The following is a 19,476-nucleotide window of genomic DNA, read 5'->3' as shown; positions in this document are numbered from 1 at the left end:
CATCATAAATATTCGTCCGGGCGGTACTTGCGGTAGGCGGCGTCGAGTGCGATCAAATCATCGCGGTGCGGCACTTTGACGTAGTTCTCCATGATCTGGTACGGCTCGCGGCCCTTGCATGCGAGTACGATCGTATCCCCCGGCTCGCTGATATCGACCGCGTAGCGTATGCCTTCCTCGCGGTCGGTGAATGAACGGTAGTTGTCGGCACCCGCACCCGCTTCAAGCAGTTCGACGAGCATGGCGGGGTCGTCGTTCGCCGGATTGTCCGGGGTGTAGATTGCGATATCGGCACGCGAGGCAATCTCGCCCATCGCGTGCGCCTTCGTCGTGTCGCGCTCGCCGGTCATGCCGACGAGGAAGATCAGTCGGCCTTCCGCAAAAGGCTTCACCGTATCCATGATCTTCTCGAGCGCATCCGGCGTATGGGCGAAATCGATGATCAGGTTGACCGGCAACGTCTTGTCGAGCACTTCCAGCCGGCCCTCGACCGGATCCATGATCTTCACCGCTTCAATCACCTTTTCAAGGTCGTATCCCTGCACCCATTCGCTGATGATCGCCGCCATCAGGTTCTGGATGTTGAATTCGCCGATGAACGGTGAATCCACATGGTACGCCCCTTCCGGTGTGTTCAGCGTGAAGTTGAACCCTTCGAGGCTCCCGTCGATGTCCGTCGGATAAAAATCGCTCGACTCATCCATCCCGTAGGTGATCACTTCATGCGGCGTCATGCGCTGGTACTTTCCGCTCCAAGGGTCGTCGTTGTTCAGGATGACGTATTTCCGCTCCTTCATGTTCTGCCCGAGCTGTGAGAATAAAAGCCCCTTCGTGAAGCCGTAATCCTCCATCGTCGGATGGAAGTCCAGGTGATCCTGCGAGAGGTTCGTGAAAATCGCGATATCGAAGTTGATGCCGGCGACACGGCCGAGCTTCAGTCCGTGGGACGACACTTCCATCGCGAACACTTCTGCACCCGCCCCTGCCGCTTCATCCATCCTGTGGTGCAGGCGGACCGATTCCGGCGTCGTATTGAGGCTCGCTTGGCGGTCTTCATTGATCAGGAATCCGTTCGTGCCGAGGTATGCGCTGTTCTTGCCCATCGCACGGCTCAAGGAGTGGATCATCGTCGAGACGGTCGTCTTGCCGTTCGTCCCGGTGACCCCGACCATCGTCATCGCCTCGTGCGGGAAGTCATATATATATTCGGCGAACAGTGATCCGACTTTCTCCGGATCCTTCACAATCACTATCCCGGCATCGTCGCCGGTATCATAATATCTGTCGCTCACGATGAACCCGCATCCGGCATGGAGTGCATCCGGGATGAAGTCGTAACCGTCGGCCTGATGGCCCTTTATTGCCACAAAGATGCTGTTGCGGTCGACTTCCCGGGAGTCTGTGGAAATATGTTCGACGGCGTCCGGGAAGTTGCCGTATGTTTTTTTAACTTTCAATAAAGAGAGCAGCGTTTTCGTATTCAAGTACCGTCCCACCTTTCAACCTTTATATTATACAATATATTCCCCTGTGCATAAAGGAAAGTATACACATATTTCATGTGGTTGTGATAAAATCATTTTTCAGATGGATAAGTGAGATGGTGAGTTTATTGACAAGGGAACACAGGAATTTATTCTGGAAATATGCAATCATATTATTTTTGACGGAACTGGTGCGGGGGATGTATGTACTGAGCTATCTGCCCGCCCTGCCGTCGATCGAGGCGATCTCGCTGACGCTTGCGTCAATCGTGATCACCGTGCATTTCGTCTTTGATGCGGCGACGAACGCGTGGCTCGGCTTCGTCATGCGGAAGATCGGTGCCAGGTGGACGATGGCGGCGACATACGTTTTGATGGCCGCTGCGATGGGGATCATTTTATTCTCGCAGGACTTCTTCGTGCTGCTGCTCGCCTCGGCGCTGCTCGGCATCGCGGTGTGCCCGATCTGGATATTTGCGCTTGCAAATGTGGAGGATGCGACGCGCGGCAAGGACATGGGGTTCATCTTCTTCAGCTGGCTTGCGGGGCTCGGCACCGGCATGGTGAGCATGAACTTCGTCATCGGGGCGATCGGGGATGATGCGGTCTATGTGATGATCGGTGCGGTCGCGGTGAACATCCTCGGCTACCTGTTCATTCCGGGGAAATTCAGTGTGGGCGTGCGGAACGGCTCTTCAAGGAACCCGCGCCTGCCTTTGAAGGAAATTTTCGTGATTTTAAGGCGGCATATGCGGAACATCCCGGGGATCATGCTGCAGGCGCTCGGCATCGGCATGCTGCTGCCTGTGCTGCCGACGTACATCACGGGGCTGCTCGAACTCAGTTTCTTCGAGTATACGATCTTTATTCTCGTGATTTTCGCGCTCGTCGGCTTCAGCATGACGATGCTCTCACGCGGGCTCGACGAATATTCGGCGCGGTTCACGATGGTGATTATCTGTACCGGATTCTTCGTCTATGCGGCGGGGATCATCTGGTTCTCGACGCTCGAGACGGTGTGGGTGATCTTCCTGATTGCGTGCTTCATCGGGCTGAGCTACGGCATCATGCTGCCCGCGTGGAATAAATACCTCGCCGGCACGATCTTGAAGGCGAAGAAAGAGGAGTCATGGGGGCTCATCAGCAGCCTCCAGGGCATGGGCGCCATGATCGGCCCCGTCGTGGGCGGGCTCACTGCCGACATCTTCGGCAACGTGAAGGCCACCCTCATCGCGAGCGGACTGATCTTCCTGGTCCTCACGATCTACTACATCGTGATGTTCATGCGTGCGCGGCGTGCGGGATCGCGGACGAATTGAAGATGAATAAAGCTCACCCTCCGGCGGTTGTGCCGGGGAGTGAGCTTTTTTGTTGGGATTATAATGATTGGCGAGCTTCTATCGCTCAAACGTGATGCCCAGTGAGCGGTGGGAAGCGTCTATCGCTCAAACGCAGCGCCCAGTGAGCGATGGACGGGTTCTATCGATCAAACGAGACGCCCGGTGAGCGATTGAGCGGAATCTATCGGCCAAATCAGTACCCACTTGGCCGATGGGAAGCGTCTACCGGCCAAACCAATACCCACTTGGCCGATGGGAGTCGTCTATCGGCCAAACCAACACTCACTTGGCCGATGGGAAGCGTCTACCGGCCAAACCAGCACTCACTTGGCCGATGGGAAGCGTCTACCGGCCAAACGAGCACCCACTTGGCCGATGGGGGTCGTCTATCGGCCAAACCAGCACCCACTTGGCCGATAGAAGTTCCCCGAAAACAAAAAGGAGCCTGACGGATATTCAATCCGCCTGCCCCTTTCAATTAAAATCACTTCAACTCTTCACGCTTCAACCGCTCGAGCGTATTCTCCATGTATTCGATGACCTCATCGCGGTGCTCCGAGCGCAGGGCGTATTCGATCGTCGTCTTGACGAAGCCGCGCATGTGGCCGACGTCGTAGCGGTCGCCGGCAAAGTCGCATGCGTAGACGTCTTTTCCCTTATGGATCAGACCGGCGATGGCGTCGGTCAGCTGGATCTCGCCGCCGGCACCGATGACGCCTTTCCCGAGTTCGTCAAAAATATCGGGCGTGAGGACATATCTCCCCATCACCGCGAGGCGTGAATCGGTTTCGGACGCGTCCGGCTTCTCATACAGGTCCGTCAGATGATAAAGATCATCCGAACAGCCGTCATACTCGACGATGCCGTACCTTGACACGTCTGCCTCGGGCACGGTCTTCACGCCGATGATGCTCGAATCCGTCCGCTCGAACTCCTCGATCAGCTGGCCGATCGCAGGCGTGCCCCCGCCGTGGTCCACGATGTCATCGCCGAGCAGCACCGCAAACGGCTCATCGCCGATGAACTGCCGCGCGGTGTTTATTGCGTGACCGAGCCCCTTCGGCGCCTTCTGCCTGACATAGAATATGTTGGCAAGTCCCGTCGAATGTTCGACTTTTTCAAGTAATTCATATTTCCCTTTTTCCTTCAGTGCGAGCTCGAGCTCGACCTGATGATCGAAATGGTCCTCGATCGCACGCTTGTGACGTCCCGTGACGATGATGATGTCCTCGATGCCTGCGGCCACCGCTTCTTCCACAATGTACTGGATGGTCGGCTTATCGAGGATCGGGATCATCTCCTTCGGCATCGCCTTGGTCGCCGGCAAAAACCTCGTCCCGAGGCCCGCCGCCGGTATGACTGCTTTTCTGACTTTCTGACTCAAAATACACGCCTCCTGCAATTCGCAAACTTTATTTTAAATATTAACATAGTATACCTCTAAACTTCCTCTTTCAAACGGTCCCGCTTCTCCTTGCGCTTAACGAGCAGGATGCTGAACTCATACAGGAGGATCATCGGCGTCAGTGTGAGGAGGTGTGAGAAAATGTCCGGCGGCGCGATCAGCGCCGTGATCACGAGCAGCCCGAAGTACGCAAACTTCCTGATACTCCGCATCAGCTCCGAGTCCAGCAGCTCAAGATAATTCAGGAATAAAACCACCAGCGGCAATTGGAACACGAGTCCGAGCGGGATCGTCGTCACCAGCAGGAACGACATGTACTCATCCGCCGTGATCAGCACATCGAAATTCTGCTCACCCATATTGATGAGCGCAAAATAGCTGATCGGATGGACGACGAAATAGCCGAACAGCAGCCCGACCAAAAACAGCACGATCATCAGCGGGAGCATCGTATGCATGATCCGCGCATCCTTCGGGATCAGCCGCGGCTGCACGAACTGCCATAAGTAGTAGAGCATGAACGGTATCGAGAGGCCGATGCTGATTGCCCCTGAGGTGCGGAAATAAAACCGGATCACTTCGAACGGCCCCATGACGACGATGTCCGCACCCTTTCCGATGAAGCCGAACCACCAGCTGACGGTCATGAAGATGATGATGAATACGACTGCGATGGTGATGGCGGACTTGATCAGCACCGCACGGAGCGCTTCGAGATGCCCTGAGAAGGTGTCGACCGAATCGACGATGGCGTCTTCGGCCGGCTTCCGGTCTTTATTCTCAATTTTGTTTTCCTGTACGATACGATCACCCGCCTTTGATATCGAAATTTTCAAACTATTGGTTTTGTAATATGTTTTTATATAGTCTATAATAAGTATAAAATATATTCTATATTGAGGTGCATGGGAATGTCATTTTTTAAAATGTTGACATGGGACAACGGACATATGGACTTGCGCTACACTGAAGATTCCTACGACGGTTCTGTGAAAATCACGAATGTCTACCGCGACAACAGAGCTTTGGATTACGAAGAAGTTAATGATAAGTACGCCCCGCAGATCAAATCGGCACAGGGGACGATCAGGACATACCGCATCGCGATGCTCATCCTTTTCATCGGGCTGGTGCTGCTTCCCGCCATCGTCATCGGCGTCGTCCAGAGCAATATCCTGCTCGTCGGCGTCATCATCGTCTACTCCATCGTCGCCTATTTCCTGGTCGAGGCTTATATCCAGACCATCATCAACAGTTTACTATATGAGATGGATAAAGACCTGACCGGCGGACAGGGGACACCGCGGCAGAGGAAAAAATGATCTATACGCGTCTGCAGGCTCCGGCTTGCAGGCGTTTTTTTATTTAACAGATGCTCGTTTTACCGACGAGCATCCGTTGGAAGTCTATCACCTGCTCGTTTCCCGGACGAGCATCCGTTGGAAGTCTATCACCTGCTCGTTTACCCGGCGAGCATCCGTTAACCCGGCCCCGTCCCGCAAAAAACCGGCTGCACTCATGCAGCCGGCCTTCATCAGTCATCAATCTTCAAGTCTTCCACCGTCTTCGCTGTATGTTATGACGCCTTCGGCACAGCGGTATGCTAGTGCGCCGACTGTGGATGTCGGGTTGTAGCCGCTGTTGTGCGGGAAGTTGCCCGCACCGACGACGAACAGGTTGTCGCGGTCCCAGTGCTGCAGCCAGTTGTTGACGACGCTCGTCTCCGGATCATCACCCATCACGGTGCCGCCGGTGTTGTGCGTCGACTGGTACGGCACGATGTCATAATCGCCGATCTCCTCATCGACCACGACTTCATTGGCACCCATCTCCTCCAGTATTTCACCGCACCTGTCGGCGAGGTACTTCGTCCTCGTCCGGTCGGAGTCCGTGAAGTTGTAGGTCAGCTGGACGAGCGGCAGCCCGTATGCGTCGGTGTACTCTTCATCGAGGTCGAGGTAGTTGTCCTTGTGCGGCGTCGTCGCGCACTGGCCCTGCACACGGATCGTCCGCGTGTAGTTCTCTATCGTCTCCTTCTTGAATTCAGCGCCCCAGCTCGGTGTGTCCGGGCGGGTGATGTTTGTCGCGATCGGGCGTGAACCCGTCTGCGTCACCGCGATGTTCCCGCCGTGCAGGAAATCAAGATCCGAATGATCGAACTCATCCCCGTTGTAATCATCAAGTCCCGCACCGAGTGCACCTGCGCCCATGAACGTATTGAACTGGGTGTCAAAGAAGCCCCTTGCACCGCCGAACGTCTGGTAGCCGTAATTCCTGCCGAGCGTGCCTTCCTCGGTCTCCGGATCGTACTGCTCGCCGATATCGGAAACTCGCAGCAATTTATAGTTGTTGAATACATAACTGTTCAGGACGACGATATCCGCCGGCTGGATGAATTCCTCACCGCTCAGCGTATCGATGTAGCGCACGCCGCTGACCAGGCTGTCGTCATCCTCATCCGTCAGCACTTCCACGACGTTCGCATGCGTCCTGATATCGAAATTCCCCGTCTCAAGCGCCGTCGGGATGACGGTCGTCTCCGGTGAGGATTTGGCGTCGTACTCACATGCGAACCTTTCGCAGAACGCACAGTACTGGCACGGCTGCAGCGTCTGTCCGTCCGGGTTGGTGTACTGCTGGGTCATGTTCGCGGACGGCATCATATGGGCATGCAGCCCCATCCCCTTCGCCGCGTCGTTGAAGAGCTTGAGCATCGGTGTCTCGATCATCGGCGGCGTCGGGAACGGTTCCGAACGGTGGCCGCCGAGCGGGTTTTCCTCGCCTGCAAGGCCGATCGTCAAGTCGAATTGGGTGAAGTATGGCTCCAGTTCATCGTATGTAATGCCCCAGTCCTGCCATCTGTACCCTTTGTCATCCCCAAGCTTGTCCTCCCCGTAGCGCTCCTCCGTCATCGAACGGATTTCAAAATCATACGGCAAAAAACGCCACGTCTGCCCGTTCCAGTGCGTCCCCGCACCGCCGACGTTCTCACCGAGCAGGAAGGAGCCCATGCGCCGCATCGGCAGCGCGCGTTCATCCCGCGTGTTCCTGAAAGTGATCGTCTCCTTCGAAGTGTCCTGCATCAGTTCATATCTGATCGCATACCTGTACTCATCATGCACATGCTGATAATCTTCCGTGCCACGGTTCTTACCGCGCTCCAGGCCGACGACCGACAAACCCGCCTTTGCCGCTTCCGCCGCGACGATGCCGCCGGTCCAGCCGACCCCGACTGTCACGACATCCACTTTATCCAATGTTTCTGCCATAATTTTCTCCCCCGTCCTTAATGTCCTGCAGCGACCGACTGCGGATCTATTTCATGGAACTCCCCGTCGTCGATCTGTTCGATGTATGCCATCTGGTGCCCCGGGAAGTTCTTCATCTTCCAGCCTTCCATGCCGCGGTTGCCGCGGTAGATCGGGTCGGAATAAACCCCCTCGAGCGTCGCCGTCCTGAGCAGCCCGAAAAATTCCGGCGCCGTCGCTGTATGGGCCGGCACCCCCATGTCCACATCCCCTTCCTGGAAAAGGGTCAATATCTCGTCCATCTGTTCCGGCTCGAGTGCCCTGAAGTCCGCATCGAATTCCTCGTTCGCCACCTCATTCAGCTTCAGTATGCCGAGCGTGAAATACTCCCGCCGGTTCAGCCTCGACTGGTACCCCTGTGTCGCAGACCCTTCATAGAAGGGACCCTGCATATATTCCTTTGTGTTGCTGCCGTAGTCGCCCGCAAGCTGGCCGTCCAGGAAATATGCCGCACCGAGTGCCGCCGCACCCGGCCCGAGGTCATCCTCCGGGAATATGCGCTCCATCGCCGCTTCGATCGTCTCCCTGTCGGAGTGCTTCGTGAAGAACATATAACCGGTGTGGTGGTTATCGCCGCCCGATGCCTCCTCCCCGTGTTCAGCCGTCTCCGGCTCGGTCGCCGGCGGACTCTGGTCGAAGTTGTAGCCGATGAACCCGCCGAGCAGCGAGCCGCCGAGGATGCCGCCGGTCGCAACGCCCGTCGTCTTCAGAAAATCACGCCTGGAAAAACGCTTCTCATCATTGCTCATTTACCCCACTCCCCTGCATGTTTTATTATTCTGATAAATATAACTTCATTGTACACCATCTCCATATATTTTAAAGAGATAAATCGAAAGAATATTACTAATTTTTCAACAAACTTCCCCAAAGCGGTGTTTTCCTGAAAGCGCTACCCTTTTTCGGCCCCACCGCCATGAACCGGACCGCTTTTTTGTACCGCATCCTCACCCACCAGTAGCTGTCTGCGGCATACAGCCGGTCGAAGGCGACCTCGGACCCTGCCGGCAGCACACCCGCACGCGCTGCACACACGTTCGGGAAGGTGCGCATGTTGATCCGCCGGTCCGTAACAATCTTTCCATTTTCAGGCCATACATCATGGAGCACCAGCTTCAGCGGATCGATGCCCGTGCAGACGAAATTCCGCTCACCCCGGATGAAGCCGTAGTTCTGGAATTGGATATGGAGGTGCGAGTTCATATGGACGCCCTGGTTGTTCGTATTGGACTGGCGGCCGATCGTCTCACCGGCCCTCACCTTCTGTCCGACCCTGACGGGTAAGTTCCGTGCCAGATGGCCGTAGATCACCTGGATGCCGAGGTCTTTATTCGCAACGACGACGGTGCCGCCGAAGTTGCCGTAGGCTTTCGTACCGGCTGAAACGATGCCGTCGCACACCGAAGGCACAGGCGCTAAGTGACGTTTCGACAAATCATAGGCGCGGTGGTAGCCGCCGCAGTAGCCGTCATAGTTGTGGCCGTTCACGGTGTAATCCCGCTTCCCCCAGATTTTCGACGCATATTTCGTCGGATCGGACGTGATCCTGAAACCTTTTGAAACAAGATAGTCTATCGGATTCATATAATCTCCCCTTTAAAAGTCATATTCCATATATCGTGGAAAATGTGAATAAAGTTATTGACCACACTGGTCAACATGGAGTAATATGTAATTGACCACACCGGTCAATGAAGGAGGTCCGGTATGAAGGAAGCGTTTAGGAAACTGGATCCCGCAAGGCAGGCGGAGATTTTGAATGCGGCGCTGAACGAGTTCGCGAACTACGGCTACAAGGATGCCTCGACCAACAGGATCGTAAAAGATGCCGGGATGTCGAAGGGGATGCTGTACTACTATTTCGAGAATAAGGAAGATGTTTATTACACGTGCACTGAGTATACGCTGAAGAAAGTGCAGGAGGAGCTGCTCGACTGGGATCTGCCGCGTCAGGGGTTCATCGAGCGCTCGGCGGCGATTGCGGAGCGGAAGCATGCATATTATGAGAAGCATCCGGAAATTTCGATGTTCCTGTCACATGTCTATCTTGAGGACACCGTGCCGGAAAAATACCGCGAGCTGCAGCAGAAGCTCGTCACAGAAGGCTACAAGGCCGCCTATGCGGACATCGACTACAGCTACTTCAGGGAGGACATCGACCATGAGACATTGATGAAGCTCATCATGTGGACGTTCGACGGCTATTCGAAGTACATCGAGGACGATTCGACGCGCAGCGCCGGGGATTTCGAAAAATATTTCGAGGAGTTCGAAGTCTACCTCGATGCGATGAAGAAACTCTATTACAAGGAGGAATACCAATGAGCATACTGACACTGGAGAACGTCTCCAAACATTTCGGGAAGGTCCGTGCGGCGGAGAACGTGTCCATCGACATACGGGAAGGCGAAGTCTTCGGCTTCATCGGGCCGAACGGCGCCGGCAAGTCGACGACGATCCGGATGATCATCGGCGCCTTGAAGGAGACGTCGGGGACGATCTACTTCAAGGGCGAGGATATAAAGAAAAGCAGGCGCTACATCGAAAACATCAGCTATGTGCCTGGGGACGTCAATCTGTGGCCCAACCTGACCGGGATGGAAGTGATCAACTTCTTCATGAAGATGCGCGGGTTCAAGGATGTTGAGATGCGTGATGCGCTCATCGAAAAGTTCCGGCTGGATGCCAGGAAAAAGTGCAAGACCTACTCAAAGGGCAACCGCCAGAAAGTGGCACTGATCAGCGCGCTGTTATCGGATGCGGACCTTTTAATATTCGATGAACCGACGACCGGTCTCGACCCGCTGATGGAGCGCGTGTTCCACCAGGAGATCCTTGCCGCACGCGATGCCGGCAAGAGCGTGCTGCTGTCGAGTCATATACTGTCAGAAGTCGAGAAGCTCGCGGACAGGATCGCCATCATACGCGAAGGGAAGATCATCGAGACCGGGAAGCTCGCAGACCTCAGCCATATCACGCGGATCGAATATATACTGTCTTCGGAGGACGACCTCTCCTTCCTTGAAGGGAAAAGCTATGCCCATGATTTCAGGACCGAGGGCGGCAATACGCATCTCATGGTCGACAACGACAAGGTCGCGGACTTCATGTCGGACATCAGCAGTAAGAGGATCACCTACCTAGTCACCGAGCCACCCAAACTTGAGGACATATTCATGCGCTATTATGAGGATAAATCATGACCCACTTCAGACTTCTGGCAAAGCAGGTCCGCTTCAGGGTGATCATGTGGCTCATCATCCTATGCGGCATGTCTGTGGGCTTTGCCCCGGTCTTCGACGACCTGTACTCAACAGAGGAGGAACTGCGCTCGATCGAAGCGACGCTTGACAACCCGGCGATGGTCGCACTCATCGGCCCCCTCCCGGATGCGGCGTATACGACCGCCGTTTCATTCAGCCATCAGATGCTGCTCTTCATGGCGCTCCTCCACGGAATCTTCGGCATACTGATCGCAAATTCCGTCGGGAGGAAGGCAGAAGATGACGGCCTCACCGAATACCTCATCAGCGGCGGCGTCAGCAAACGTACGCTCTACGTCAACCAGGTGATGCTCGGGGTGCTGATCAACCTGATTGCTTTTGTCATCAACTATGCAGGGCTCTCCCTCCTCGGCCTGGAGTCGTTCAATAATGAGGGGAACCTGCTCTACAGTGCAGGGCTTGCACTGTTCGGCATGCTGTTCTACATGCTGACACTGTTCTTCGGTGCACTTCTTTCATCCGCCGACCTGACGTTCGGGATCACGCTTTCGATACTTGTCATCATGTTCCTGTACCGGGCGGTCACGGATGTCGCGGATATGGCCTATTCCGTCATCTCGCCGTACAACTGGCTGACGCGGATGTACCCGTATGCCGAGAATGATTTCACATGGCTGCTTCCGTTCCTGCTGGTCGCCGTCTTCGCTTTGGCCGGATGGTTTTTATTCTCCCGGAGGGACCTCGGCGGCGCATACCTGAAGGGGCGCGGCGACAGGCGGACGCGGAACATCGGATCGTATCCGGGGCTTGCGCTCCGCAACATGCGGACGATGATCATTTCGTGGCTCGCCGGCATGTTCGTGATCGGGCTGACGTACGGTTCGATTTTCGGGGATCTCGAGGAGATGATTTCCGGGAATGAAATGCTTTCGGCCGCCGTTGAAGCGGGTGCCATCGATGATCCTGTGATGTTCTTCATCAATATGATACTGATCATCACGACGGTGATCACGGCGATACCCGCTGTGATGATCATCGGCAGGGTGCTGCGCGAGGAGAATACGGCCCGGCTTGAAGTGGTGGATTCCGGGACGCTTGAAAGCAGGTTTTCACGCACCCTGGTGCTCGTCACGCACTGGATCCTGAGCCTGCTGGTCGCGCTCATCGGTATGGTGCTCACGACGCTCGGCATGCATCTTGCGAGCATGAATGTCGATGACATCGGCGTGACGCTCGGTGATTATATGCTTGCGAGCCTGAACTACTTCACCGCCATCGCGGCGGCCGTCGGCATCGGTGTACTGCTGCTCGGGCTGTCGAACGGTTTGTTCAAGTTGATCTGGCTCTATGTCGGCTATATGTTCTTCGTGGCATACCTCGGGAACCTGGTCGAGCTGCCGGAGATGCTCCATATGGCGACGCCGTTCCATTATCTGGAGAATGTGACGGTCAATGAGATGGACTGGGTGGCTGCGGGCGGTGTCTTCATCGCAGCGGTGGTTTTATTTGCCGCAGGGCTGTTTCTTTACAGGAAACGTGACCTCGGCTGATTTTGGACATGAAAAACCCGGACCGCTGCTGCGGCCCGGGTTCCTTTTTATCAGTCATGTTTTTTCAGATGCGGCTGGACGTCGGTCAGCAGCGTATTCTGGAGCGCCTTGCGGTAGCGCCAGATGTTCTGGATGCTTGTCTTGATCACGGCGTATGTCGGGATCGCGACGAGCATGCCGATGAATCCGGCGATGTTCCCTGCTGCGAGCACCACGACGATGACTGTGAGCGGATGCAGTTTCAGTGACTGCCCCATGACGTTCGGTGTGATCAGGTTGCTTTCGATCTGCTGGGCGATCAATGTGATGATCGCGACCCAGACGAACATGATCGGACTCTGTATCAGGGCGAGTATCCCCGCCGGTGCGAATGCAAGCCACGGTCCGATGAACGGTATGACGTTCAGGAAGAGTGCGAGCATCCCGAGGAGCAGTGCGTATTCAAGGCCGATGATCGTATAGCCGATGTAGAGTATGACGCCGAGTATGAAGCTGACCAGCACCTGCCCCTGTATGAATGAACGGAGCGTGCGGTCGACGTCGTAGAGCCACTCGGTCAGGAACTGCTTTACAGTGCCGGAGAACGGTGACACCATCGCCGGGACGAATTTCTCATGGTCCTTCAGCATGAAGAAATAAAAGAACGGCACAAGGACCAGTGTCAGTATCACGCTGACCGTGCTCGTCAGGATGGAGATGGCGTTGCTCGCGATGTTGCTGACGATTTCACCACTCTGGTCGAGCAGGTTTTCGGTGAATCCTTCGATATCGACATCGAATGGCAGTTCCTCCCTCTGGGATGACAGGAATGCGAGTATGTTCTGGAAATCACGCTGCAGTGCCGGCATGCGCTGGACCAGGTTCTGGATCTGATCAGAAATGACCGGGACGATGACCATCACGAGTATGTTGATCACGATCAGGATGATCAGGAATACGGCGAGGATCGCCGTCAGCCTCTTGGCTTTCCTTTTTTCCAAAAAGCTCTGGATCGGCTGTGTGATGTAATACAGCAGCCCGCCAAGCAATACAGGGATGAAGATCGTTGCAATAATTGTGAACAGCGGCTCGAACACCACCTGCACCTGTATGACCAGCATTATGATCAACAGTGTGATGATGATCGCCACGCCTGACTGAAACCATGCTTTATTCGCCATCTGCACTTCTCCTTAAAAATTAGTAAGTATTTTTATAAAGTGTATCATAAAATTTCGGTATTCAAAAAACATTTCTCCCCCTTTTCCGTTTTGTTTCATGAAATAAAGGGGATAATCAATATTGTACCCCTATGTTCATCCGGGGCCGGAATTGTTACAATATTACATAAGGAGGGGTTAGCATGGATATGACTGCAGGAAAGATCCACACCGCGGAAGTGGAGTCCGAAGTGTGCGGGGAAACGTTCGAAGTGCAATATTATCTGCCGAAGAATTTCAGTGATCTGTACAGGTATAATGTGATCATCACATTCGATTCCCAGGATTTCTTCAGGTACGGCCAGATCGAGCGGCTCTATCAGAAGCTTCGTGAAAATGAGGAGATCGACCGGGCGATCATCGTCGGGGTGCCCTACCCGGACGTCGAATGGCGGAACCACTATTTCAGTCCGAACGGAAAACATCATGAAAACATGGTGACCTTCGTCGGCCGCGAGCTGATCAAATGGATCGACAGCAATTTCAAGACTTTGGAGATGGCCAATTCGCGTGTGCTCATGGGGGAATCCCTCGCCGGCACTTTCGCCTTCAGCGTGGCACTCCAGTATCCGACCACATTCCCGAATGCGGTGGCTTTCAGCCCGTTTGTGGATGATGACTTCATCAAGCGGTTTGAAAATCAGCCGAACCTGATGCAGCTCAATCTCTATCACACCATCGGGCTCGAGGAAGATGATTTTGAGACGATCATGGGGGAGCAGGCCGATTTCCTCACACCGAACCGGAAATTGAATGAATTCCTTGAAACCGAGCCGCTTGAATACGAATACCGTGAACTCGAGGGCGGCCATATATGGAAGACCTGGAAGCCGGAGCTTGAGCAGGTGCTCAGGCATTATCTGGCCTAACTTCTGTATGAAATTTTTGAACAATCTGATATAATCGAAATAATCGAAGAAATGACATTGGGAGGAATTACCATGATATTTGGTGTAGCTTTATTTCCATCAAAAGAATTGCAGGACAAAGTGAACAGTTACAGAAAAAGATATGACCCGCACTATGCGCTCATCCCGCCGCATATTACGCTGAAGGAGAAATTCGAAGCGGATGCAAGCGAGAAGGAAGAGATCGTCAAATATTTGAAGCAGGTCGCAAAAGAACATCAGCCGACTGAAATAGAAATCAAAAAAGTTTCAAGCTTCGCCCCGACTTCACCGGTGATTTATTTCAAAGTCGAGCCGAACGAAACTTTGACTTCAATACATGATGCCCTGAACAGCGGCGACTTCTACGGCGAGAGTAAACACAGCTTCGTCCCGCACTTCACACTCGCACAGGGTACGACTTCGCAGGAATTCGAAGACACATTCAGCCACCTGAGCATGGCCGGCATCCATCACAAGGAAACGGTGAATAAAATCAGCCTCGCCTACCAGCTCGAAAACGGCATGTGGCAGGTTTCCGAGACATTCAGACTCGGCGAAGGATAAATAGCGATCAGTTACGCCCGCAATCATGGAGATTGTGGGTTTTTTGCTTTTGTGAGGGGGGTGCGGGGTGCGCGGCGGTGTGTCGGTCGGTGGTTATCGGACCGTCCCGGCGCGTGCGATGAGCTGTTGGGCGCTTAACGGACCGTCCCGGCGCGTGCGATGAGCTGTTGGGCGCTTAACGGACCGTCCCGGCGCGTGCGATGAGCTGTTGCACGTTTAACGGACCGTCCCGGCGCGCGCGATGAGCTGTTGGGCGCTTAATGGACCGTCCCGGCGCGTGCGATGAGCGGTTGGAGGATCTTATCGGCCAAACCAGCTTCCACTTGGCCGATGGGGACCGTCTATCGGCCAAACCAGACTCGACTTGGCCGATGGGGGACTTCTATCAGCCAAACCAGCGCCCACTTGGCCGATGGGGGCCGTCTATCGGCCAAACCAATATCCACTTGGCCGATGGGGGCCGTCTATCGGCCAAACCAATATCCACTTGGCCGATGGGGAGCGTTTACCGGCCGAACCAGACTCGACTTGGCCGATGGGAGTCGTCCATCGGCCAAACCAACGCCCACTTGGCCGATATGGGGACCCCATCTCACTCACACAACTCAATGAGCGGTAGACAGCCCCCATCGCTCACTCAACCCACTCAATAAGTGATGGAGGACCCACGCACGCACACCTTACCCCCTGCAAAATCAAAAAAACCGGTCCCCCGCTTCTTGCGAGGGTACCGGTTTTATTTTCACTATTATGCCATGATGTTTGCGCCGGAATCGACGTGGACGATTTCGCCCGTGATGCCGGAAGCGAGGTCGCTCAAGAGGAAGGCGACGGCGTTGCCGACTTCAAGCTGGTCGACGTTGCGCTTCAATGGTGCACGCTGTTCGATTTCTTTCAAAATCGTCTTGAACTCGCCGACTGCGGAAGAGCTCAGTGTACGGATCGGTCCCGCGGACACCGCGTTCACGCGGTAGCCGTCTTCACCGAGGTCGAGCGCCAGGTAGCGTACGCTCGCATCGAGCGCCGCCTTCGCAACGCCCATGACGTTGTAGTTCGGCATTGCGCGTTCGCCGCCGAGGTAAGTCATCGTCACAAGGCTCGCGCCCGGATTGAATGCCTTCTTCGCATGCTTCGCAACGATCGCAAGTGAGTATGCACTGATATCGAGTGCCAGCGCGAATCCTTCACGTGAAGTTTCGCTGTAGCCGCCCTGCAGCTCATCCTTGTTCGCATACGCGATCGCGTGGAGGACACCGTCGACGCCGCCGGTCTTCTCCTTGATTTCGTCGAACGCACGCTCGACTTCCTCATCCTTCGACACATCGCACTCGACGATGATGTCATGGTCGCCCTGAAGGTCGCCGAGAAGCTTGTCGAGCTCCCTGCGGAAACGCTCGTTCAGTATCGTGAATACGAGTTTTGCACCCATGCTGTCCAGTGCACGTGCTGCGCCCCATGCGATGCTGCGCTTGTTCGCAACACCCATGATGACATAAGTTTTGCCTTCTAAATTCATGGTCAAGTCTCCTTTATTGAAACGAATGTTTTTATCGCTTGTTATTAGTACCTACTACTAATTTACTAATAATGACACCAAAATGCAACACTTATCATAATGCATCACTGAAAAATAAAACCATCACAACCGTGATCGCCCACTTACATCAATGCTGCCATGAATGTATTCGCCAGGGCGAAATAAATCATCAGGCTCACGATGTCATTACCCGTCGTGATGAACGGACCGCTCGCGACTGCCGGGTCTATGCCCACTTTGTTCATGAACATAGGCACGACGGTGCCGATGAATGTCGCAACAGTCATGGCGACAAACAGGCTGAAGGCGACGATCATCCCGAGGACCGGCTCCTGGTAGAGCACCACGATGATGAGGTAGATCAGTACACCGCAGGTCAGGCCGGTGATCACGCCGGAACCGACTTCCCGGAATACGAGCTTCACCTTGGATGAGGCACTCACTTCACCGGTCGCGATGCCCCGCACCACGACGGCGAGCGACTGGGTCCCGGTGTTGCCCGCCATGCCTGCAATCAACGGGATGAAGGCGCCGAGCAGGACGACCTGCGCCAGCGTGTCTTCGAAGAATGACAGCATCCCCGCTGTGATCATGCCCATGAAAGTCAGGCCGACCAGCCAGGGCAGGCGTTTTTTCGCCGTTTGCCACGAGGTGTCCGAAGTGCTTTCGGATTCACTCATACCCGCAAGGCGGGAGTAGTCTTCGCTTGCCTCTTCATCGATGACGTCCATGATGTCATCGGCGGTGATGATGCCGACGAGGTGGTCCTGGTAATCCAGCACCGGCAGTGCCAGGAAGTCGTAGTCACGCATGATCTGCGCCACTTCCTCCTGGTCGTCCGATACGAGGACCGAAACGACACGTTCGTTCATGATGTCGCCGATGTACTCATCATCATCGGCGACGATCAGTTCCCGGAGGGACATGATGCCTGCGAGCTTCCGGCGCTCGTCGACGATGAATACATAATAGATCGTCTCCGAGAACTGGGCGACTTCCTTCAGATGGCGCATGGCCTCCCGGACGGTCATCGTCGAATCGAGGCTCACGAATTCCGTCGTCATGATACCGCCGGCTGTGTCCTCCTCGTAGTTCAGGAGGCTGCGGATCTGTGACGCATCCTCCCTGTCCATCAATGTAAGGAATGTCGTGACTTTCGACTTCGGCAATTCGTTTAAGATGTCGGCCGCGTTGTCATACTGCATCTTCCCGATCATTTCCGCGGCATAGTGGGAATCCATCGTCTCGAACAGTTCATCGTAGCTCTCGTCATCATCGATCTCCATCGTATCGAAGAACATAGAGACTTCTTCCGGTGAGAGCATCTCGTACAGGAGGTTCCTGTCCGCTTCATCGAGGCCCAGGTAAAACTCGCTCTGCTCATAAGTGTGCAGATCGAGGAAGGCTTCCCTGAAGCCGTCTATATCATTGTCCCGAAGCTGGGTGAGCAATGCATCGTATTCAATTTCTATCTCTGTCATCTCTTCGATCTCCGGCATCAAGCCCACCCCCTAAAGTTAGTTTCTGTCTGAAATGAATGAATCATGCACCCGTTTCCAGAACGGGAACGGCCTGAACCTTGCGAACTTCACCTTTTCATCCGCCACCCTGAACTGGATCTGCCGCACACCTTTATGTACCAGGTTGATGTGGTCGACGGTCATCTTGTACACTTCGCTGTTGACCGGGTGGACCTGGGTCGTATGGTGTTTCGGCAGCACGAGCGGCGAGCCGACGGTCCTGAACACGCTGTTGTTGATCGAGGCGATCTCGGTCAGCTGCAGCGCCTCGATCGACGGATGTATGATCGCACCGCCGAGGGCTTTATTGTATGCGGTCGAGCCCGAAGGGGTCGATACACATATGCCGTCCCCGCGGAAGCGTTCGAAGTGCTGGTTGCGGATGTCGATGTCGCTGACGAGCGTCGTGCCGTCTTCGGTGCGGAGCGTCGACTCGTTCAGCGCAAGGTACCTCGATTCCGTCCCGAAGTTTTCGTATGTGATGATGATCTCGAGCAGCGGATACTCGATCAGCTGGTATTCGTCGTTCTGTATCGATATGACCAGCCGCTCCACCTCATGCGGCAGCCAGTCCGCGTAGAATCCGAGGTGCCCGGTGTGCACGCCGACGAAGGACGCCGTATCGAGCAGGTGCTGGAAGCGGTGAAAGGCCTGCAGCAGGGTGCCGTCCCCGCCGACCGAGATCACCATTTCCGGATCCTTCTCATCATGCTCCATCCCCATATCCGCCATATAATGGAGCATCCGGTCTTTCAAGGCGTTCGACTTCGTGTCCCCTTTGGAGACGATGACAAATCTCATGGAATGCCCTCCTTTCATCCTCTAAATGTTGCGTTTCTTGGAATAGTATTTTTGTGCATCCTGTATCTCTTCCCTGATCTCGGACATTTCCTGGTCCAAAAGATACGCCGCTTCCGCAGCGTTCTGCAGGCGCCTCTTGATCTCGGGCGGGTACTCCCCGGAATATTTATAGTTCAGTGTATGCTCGATCGTCGCCCAGAAATTCATGGCGAGCGTCCTGATCTGGATCTCTGCGAGTATATGGACCGGCCCGTCGATACTTTCGACGCGGTACCTTATGATCAGGTGGTAGGAGCGGTAGCCGCTCTCCTTCGTGTTTTCCACGTAATCCCTTTCTTCGACGACTTCCATATCCTCGCGCAGACGGATCTGGCTGCAGATCATCTCAATGTCGTCGACGAACTGGCACATGATGCGGATGCCTGCAATGTCGTACATCTCTTCACGCAGCCTGTCGTAAGGGATGTTGCGTGTGTTCGCTTTTTCAATGATGCTCTGCACCGGCTTTACACGGGCGGTCACGAACTCGACCGGTGAGTATTGGCGGTTCAGCTGATAATCTTTGCGGATCCCCTTGAGCTTGATTTTGAGCTCTTCCACAGCTTGTTGATAGGGCGCAAGAAATTTATCCCATCCATCCATCTAAACGCCTCC

General features: G+C 54.7%; 18 protein-coding genes. 7 read left to right on the top strand and 11 right to left on the bottom strand.

All coding sequences use genetic code 11. The features are described 5' to 3' along the window. Nucleotides 1-2 precede the first annotated feature (2 nt). The gene (locus tag LPW40_RS11875) at nt 3-1,484 is read right to left on the bottom strand and encodes a UDP-N-acetylmuramoyl-L-alanyl-D-glutamate--2,6-diaminopimelate ligase (protein WP_230822468.1); all 1,482 of its coding nucleotides are present in this window, start codon (nt 1,482-1,484) and stop codon (nt 3-5) included. 119 nt (nt 1,485-1,603) lie between these two features. Between LPW40_RS11875 and LPW40_RS11870 the strand changes: the two genes are divergently transcribed. Next, nucleotides 1,604-2,803 carry an MFS transporter gene (locus tag LPW40_RS11870; protein ID WP_230822467.1) on the top strand — a complete coding sequence of 400 codons (1,200 nt, stop codon included), beginning with the start codon at nt 1,604-1,606 and terminating at the stop codon, nt 2,801-2,803. A gap of 505 nt (nt 2,804-3,308) precedes the next feature. Here the strand turns inward: LPW40_RS11870 and galU are convergent. Further along, on the bottom strand, nt 3,309-4,208 hold the full coding sequence (gene galU / locus LPW40_RS11865; protein WP_230822466.1) for a UTP--glucose-1-phosphate uridylyltransferase GalU: 900 nt from the start codon (nt 4,206-4,208) through the stop codon (nt 3,309-3,311). A 56-nt stretch (nt 4,209-4,264) separates the two neighbouring features. Then, entirely contained in the window at nt 4,265-5,065 is an 801-nt protein-coding gene (gene tatC / locus LPW40_RS11860) for a twin-arginine translocase subunit TatC (RefSeq protein WP_230822465.1), read from the bottom strand. Between the two features lie 75 nt (nt 5,066-5,140). Here tatC and LPW40_RS11855 point away from each other — a divergent pair, with 75 nt between their 5' ends. Continuing rightward, nucleotides 5,141-5,551 carry a hypothetical protein gene (locus LPW40_RS11855; protein WP_230822464.1) on the top strand — a complete coding sequence of 137 codons (411 nt, stop codon included), beginning with the start codon at nt 5,141-5,143 and terminating at the stop codon, nt 5,549-5,551. Between the two features lie 219 nt (nt 5,552-5,770). Here the strand turns inward: LPW40_RS11855 and LPW40_RS11850 are convergent, their stop codons facing one another. From LPW40_RS11850 to LPW40_RS11840, 3 genes are all read right to left on the bottom strand, one after another. Beyond that, nucleotides 5,771-7,498 (bottom strand): GMC family oxidoreductase, encoded by a 1,728-nt coding sequence (locus LPW40_RS11850; RefSeq protein WP_230822463.1) that lies wholly within the window; start codon nt 7,496-7,498, stop codon nt 5,771-5,773. A 17-nt stretch (nt 7,499-7,515) separates the two neighbouring features. Continuing rightward, complete coding sequence (locus tag LPW40_RS11845; protein WP_230822462.1) at nt 7,516-8,286, bottom strand: gluconate 2-dehydrogenase subunit 3 family protein; 771 nt, start codon at nt 8,284-8,286, stop codon at nt 7,516-7,518. A 97-nt stretch (nt 8,287-8,383) separates the two neighbouring features. Further along, nucleotides 8,384-9,121, bottom strand: a complete 738-nt coding sequence (locus LPW40_RS11840) for a M23 family metallopeptidase (RefSeq protein ID WP_230822461.1) — start codon at nt 9,119-9,121, stop codon at nt 8,384-8,386. Between the two features lie 123 nt (nt 9,122-9,244). Here LPW40_RS11840 and LPW40_RS11835 point away from each other — a divergent pair, with 123 nt between their 5' ends. The 3 genes from LPW40_RS11835 to LPW40_RS11825 are packed head-to-tail and all read left to right on the top strand — an operon-like array spanning nt 9,245 to nt 12,311. Beyond that, nucleotides 9,245-9,862, top strand: a complete 618-nt coding sequence (locus LPW40_RS11835; protein WP_230822460.1) for a TetR/AcrR family transcriptional regulator — start codon at nt 9,245-9,247, stop codon at nt 9,860-9,862. Then, nucleotides 9,859-10,740: an ABC transporter ATP-binding protein gene (locus LPW40_RS11830; protein WP_230822459.1), complete on the top strand. Its 882-nt coding sequence runs from the start codon at nt 9,859-9,861 to the stop codon at nt 10,738-10,740. The genes LPW40_RS11835 and LPW40_RS11830 overlap by 4 nt, the downstream gene beginning before the upstream one ends. After that, nucleotides 10,737-12,311, top strand: a complete 1,575-nt coding sequence (locus tag LPW40_RS11825) for an ABC transporter permease (RefSeq protein ID WP_230822458.1) — start codon at nt 10,737-10,739, stop codon at nt 12,309-12,311. Before LPW40_RS11830 ends, LPW40_RS11825 begins: the two co-directional genes overlap by 4 nt. A gap of 50 nt (nt 12,312-12,361) precedes the next feature. On the opposite strand, the gene LPW40_RS11820 is transcribed toward LPW40_RS11825, so the two are convergent. After that, on the bottom strand, nt 12,362-13,471 hold the full coding sequence (locus LPW40_RS11820) for an AI-2E family transporter (protein WP_230822457.1): 1,110 nt from the start codon (nt 13,469-13,471) through the stop codon (nt 12,362-12,364). Nucleotides 13,472-13,653: 182 nt separating this feature from the next. Between LPW40_RS11820 and LPW40_RS11815 the strand changes: the two genes are divergently transcribed. Continuing rightward, nucleotides 13,654-14,379, top strand: coding sequence for an alpha/beta hydrolase (locus LPW40_RS11815; RefSeq protein ID WP_230822456.1), 726 nt, complete (start codon nt 13,654-13,656; stop codon nt 14,377-14,379). Between the two features lie 72 nt (nt 14,380-14,451). After that, nucleotides 14,452-14,964 (top strand): YjcG family protein, encoded by a 513-nt coding sequence (locus LPW40_RS11810; protein WP_230822455.1) that lies wholly within the window; start codon nt 14,452-14,454, stop codon nt 14,962-14,964. A gap of 748 nt (nt 14,965-15,712) precedes the next feature. Here LPW40_RS11810 and fabI read toward each other — a convergent pair. From fabI to LPW40_RS11790, 4 genes are all read right to left on the bottom strand, one after another. Further along, nucleotides 15,713-16,480, bottom strand: coding sequence for an enoyl-ACP reductase FabI (fabI, locus tag LPW40_RS11805; protein ID WP_230822454.1), 768 nt, complete (start codon nt 16,478-16,480; stop codon nt 15,713-15,715). Nucleotides 16,481-16,623: 143 nt separating this feature from the next. Further along, nucleotides 16,624-18,000, bottom strand: a complete 1,377-nt coding sequence (gene mgtE / locus LPW40_RS11800) for a magnesium transporter (RefSeq protein ID WP_230822453.1) — start codon at nt 17,998-18,000, stop codon at nt 16,624-16,626. An 18-nt stretch (nt 18,001-18,018) separates the two neighbouring features. Further along, on the bottom strand, nt 18,019-18,822 hold the full coding sequence (locus tag LPW40_RS11795) for an NAD kinase (RefSeq protein ID WP_097042702.1): 804 nt from the start codon (nt 18,820-18,822) through the stop codon (nt 18,019-18,021). A gap of 21 nt (nt 18,823-18,843) precedes the next feature. After that, complete coding sequence (locus tag LPW40_RS11790) at nt 18,844-19,464, bottom strand: GTP pyrophosphokinase (RefSeq protein ID WP_230822452.1); 621 nt, start codon at nt 19,462-19,464, stop codon at nt 18,844-18,846. Nucleotides 19,465-19,476: the final 12 nt, after the last annotated feature.

It is taken from the genome of Salinicoccus halitifaciens, assembly GCF_021026095.1.
Lineage (GTDB): Bacteria > Bacillota > Bacilli > Staphylococcales > Salinicoccaceae > Lacicoccus > Lacicoccus halitifaciens.
This window is presented reverse-complemented; position numbering and strand designations above follow the sequence as displayed.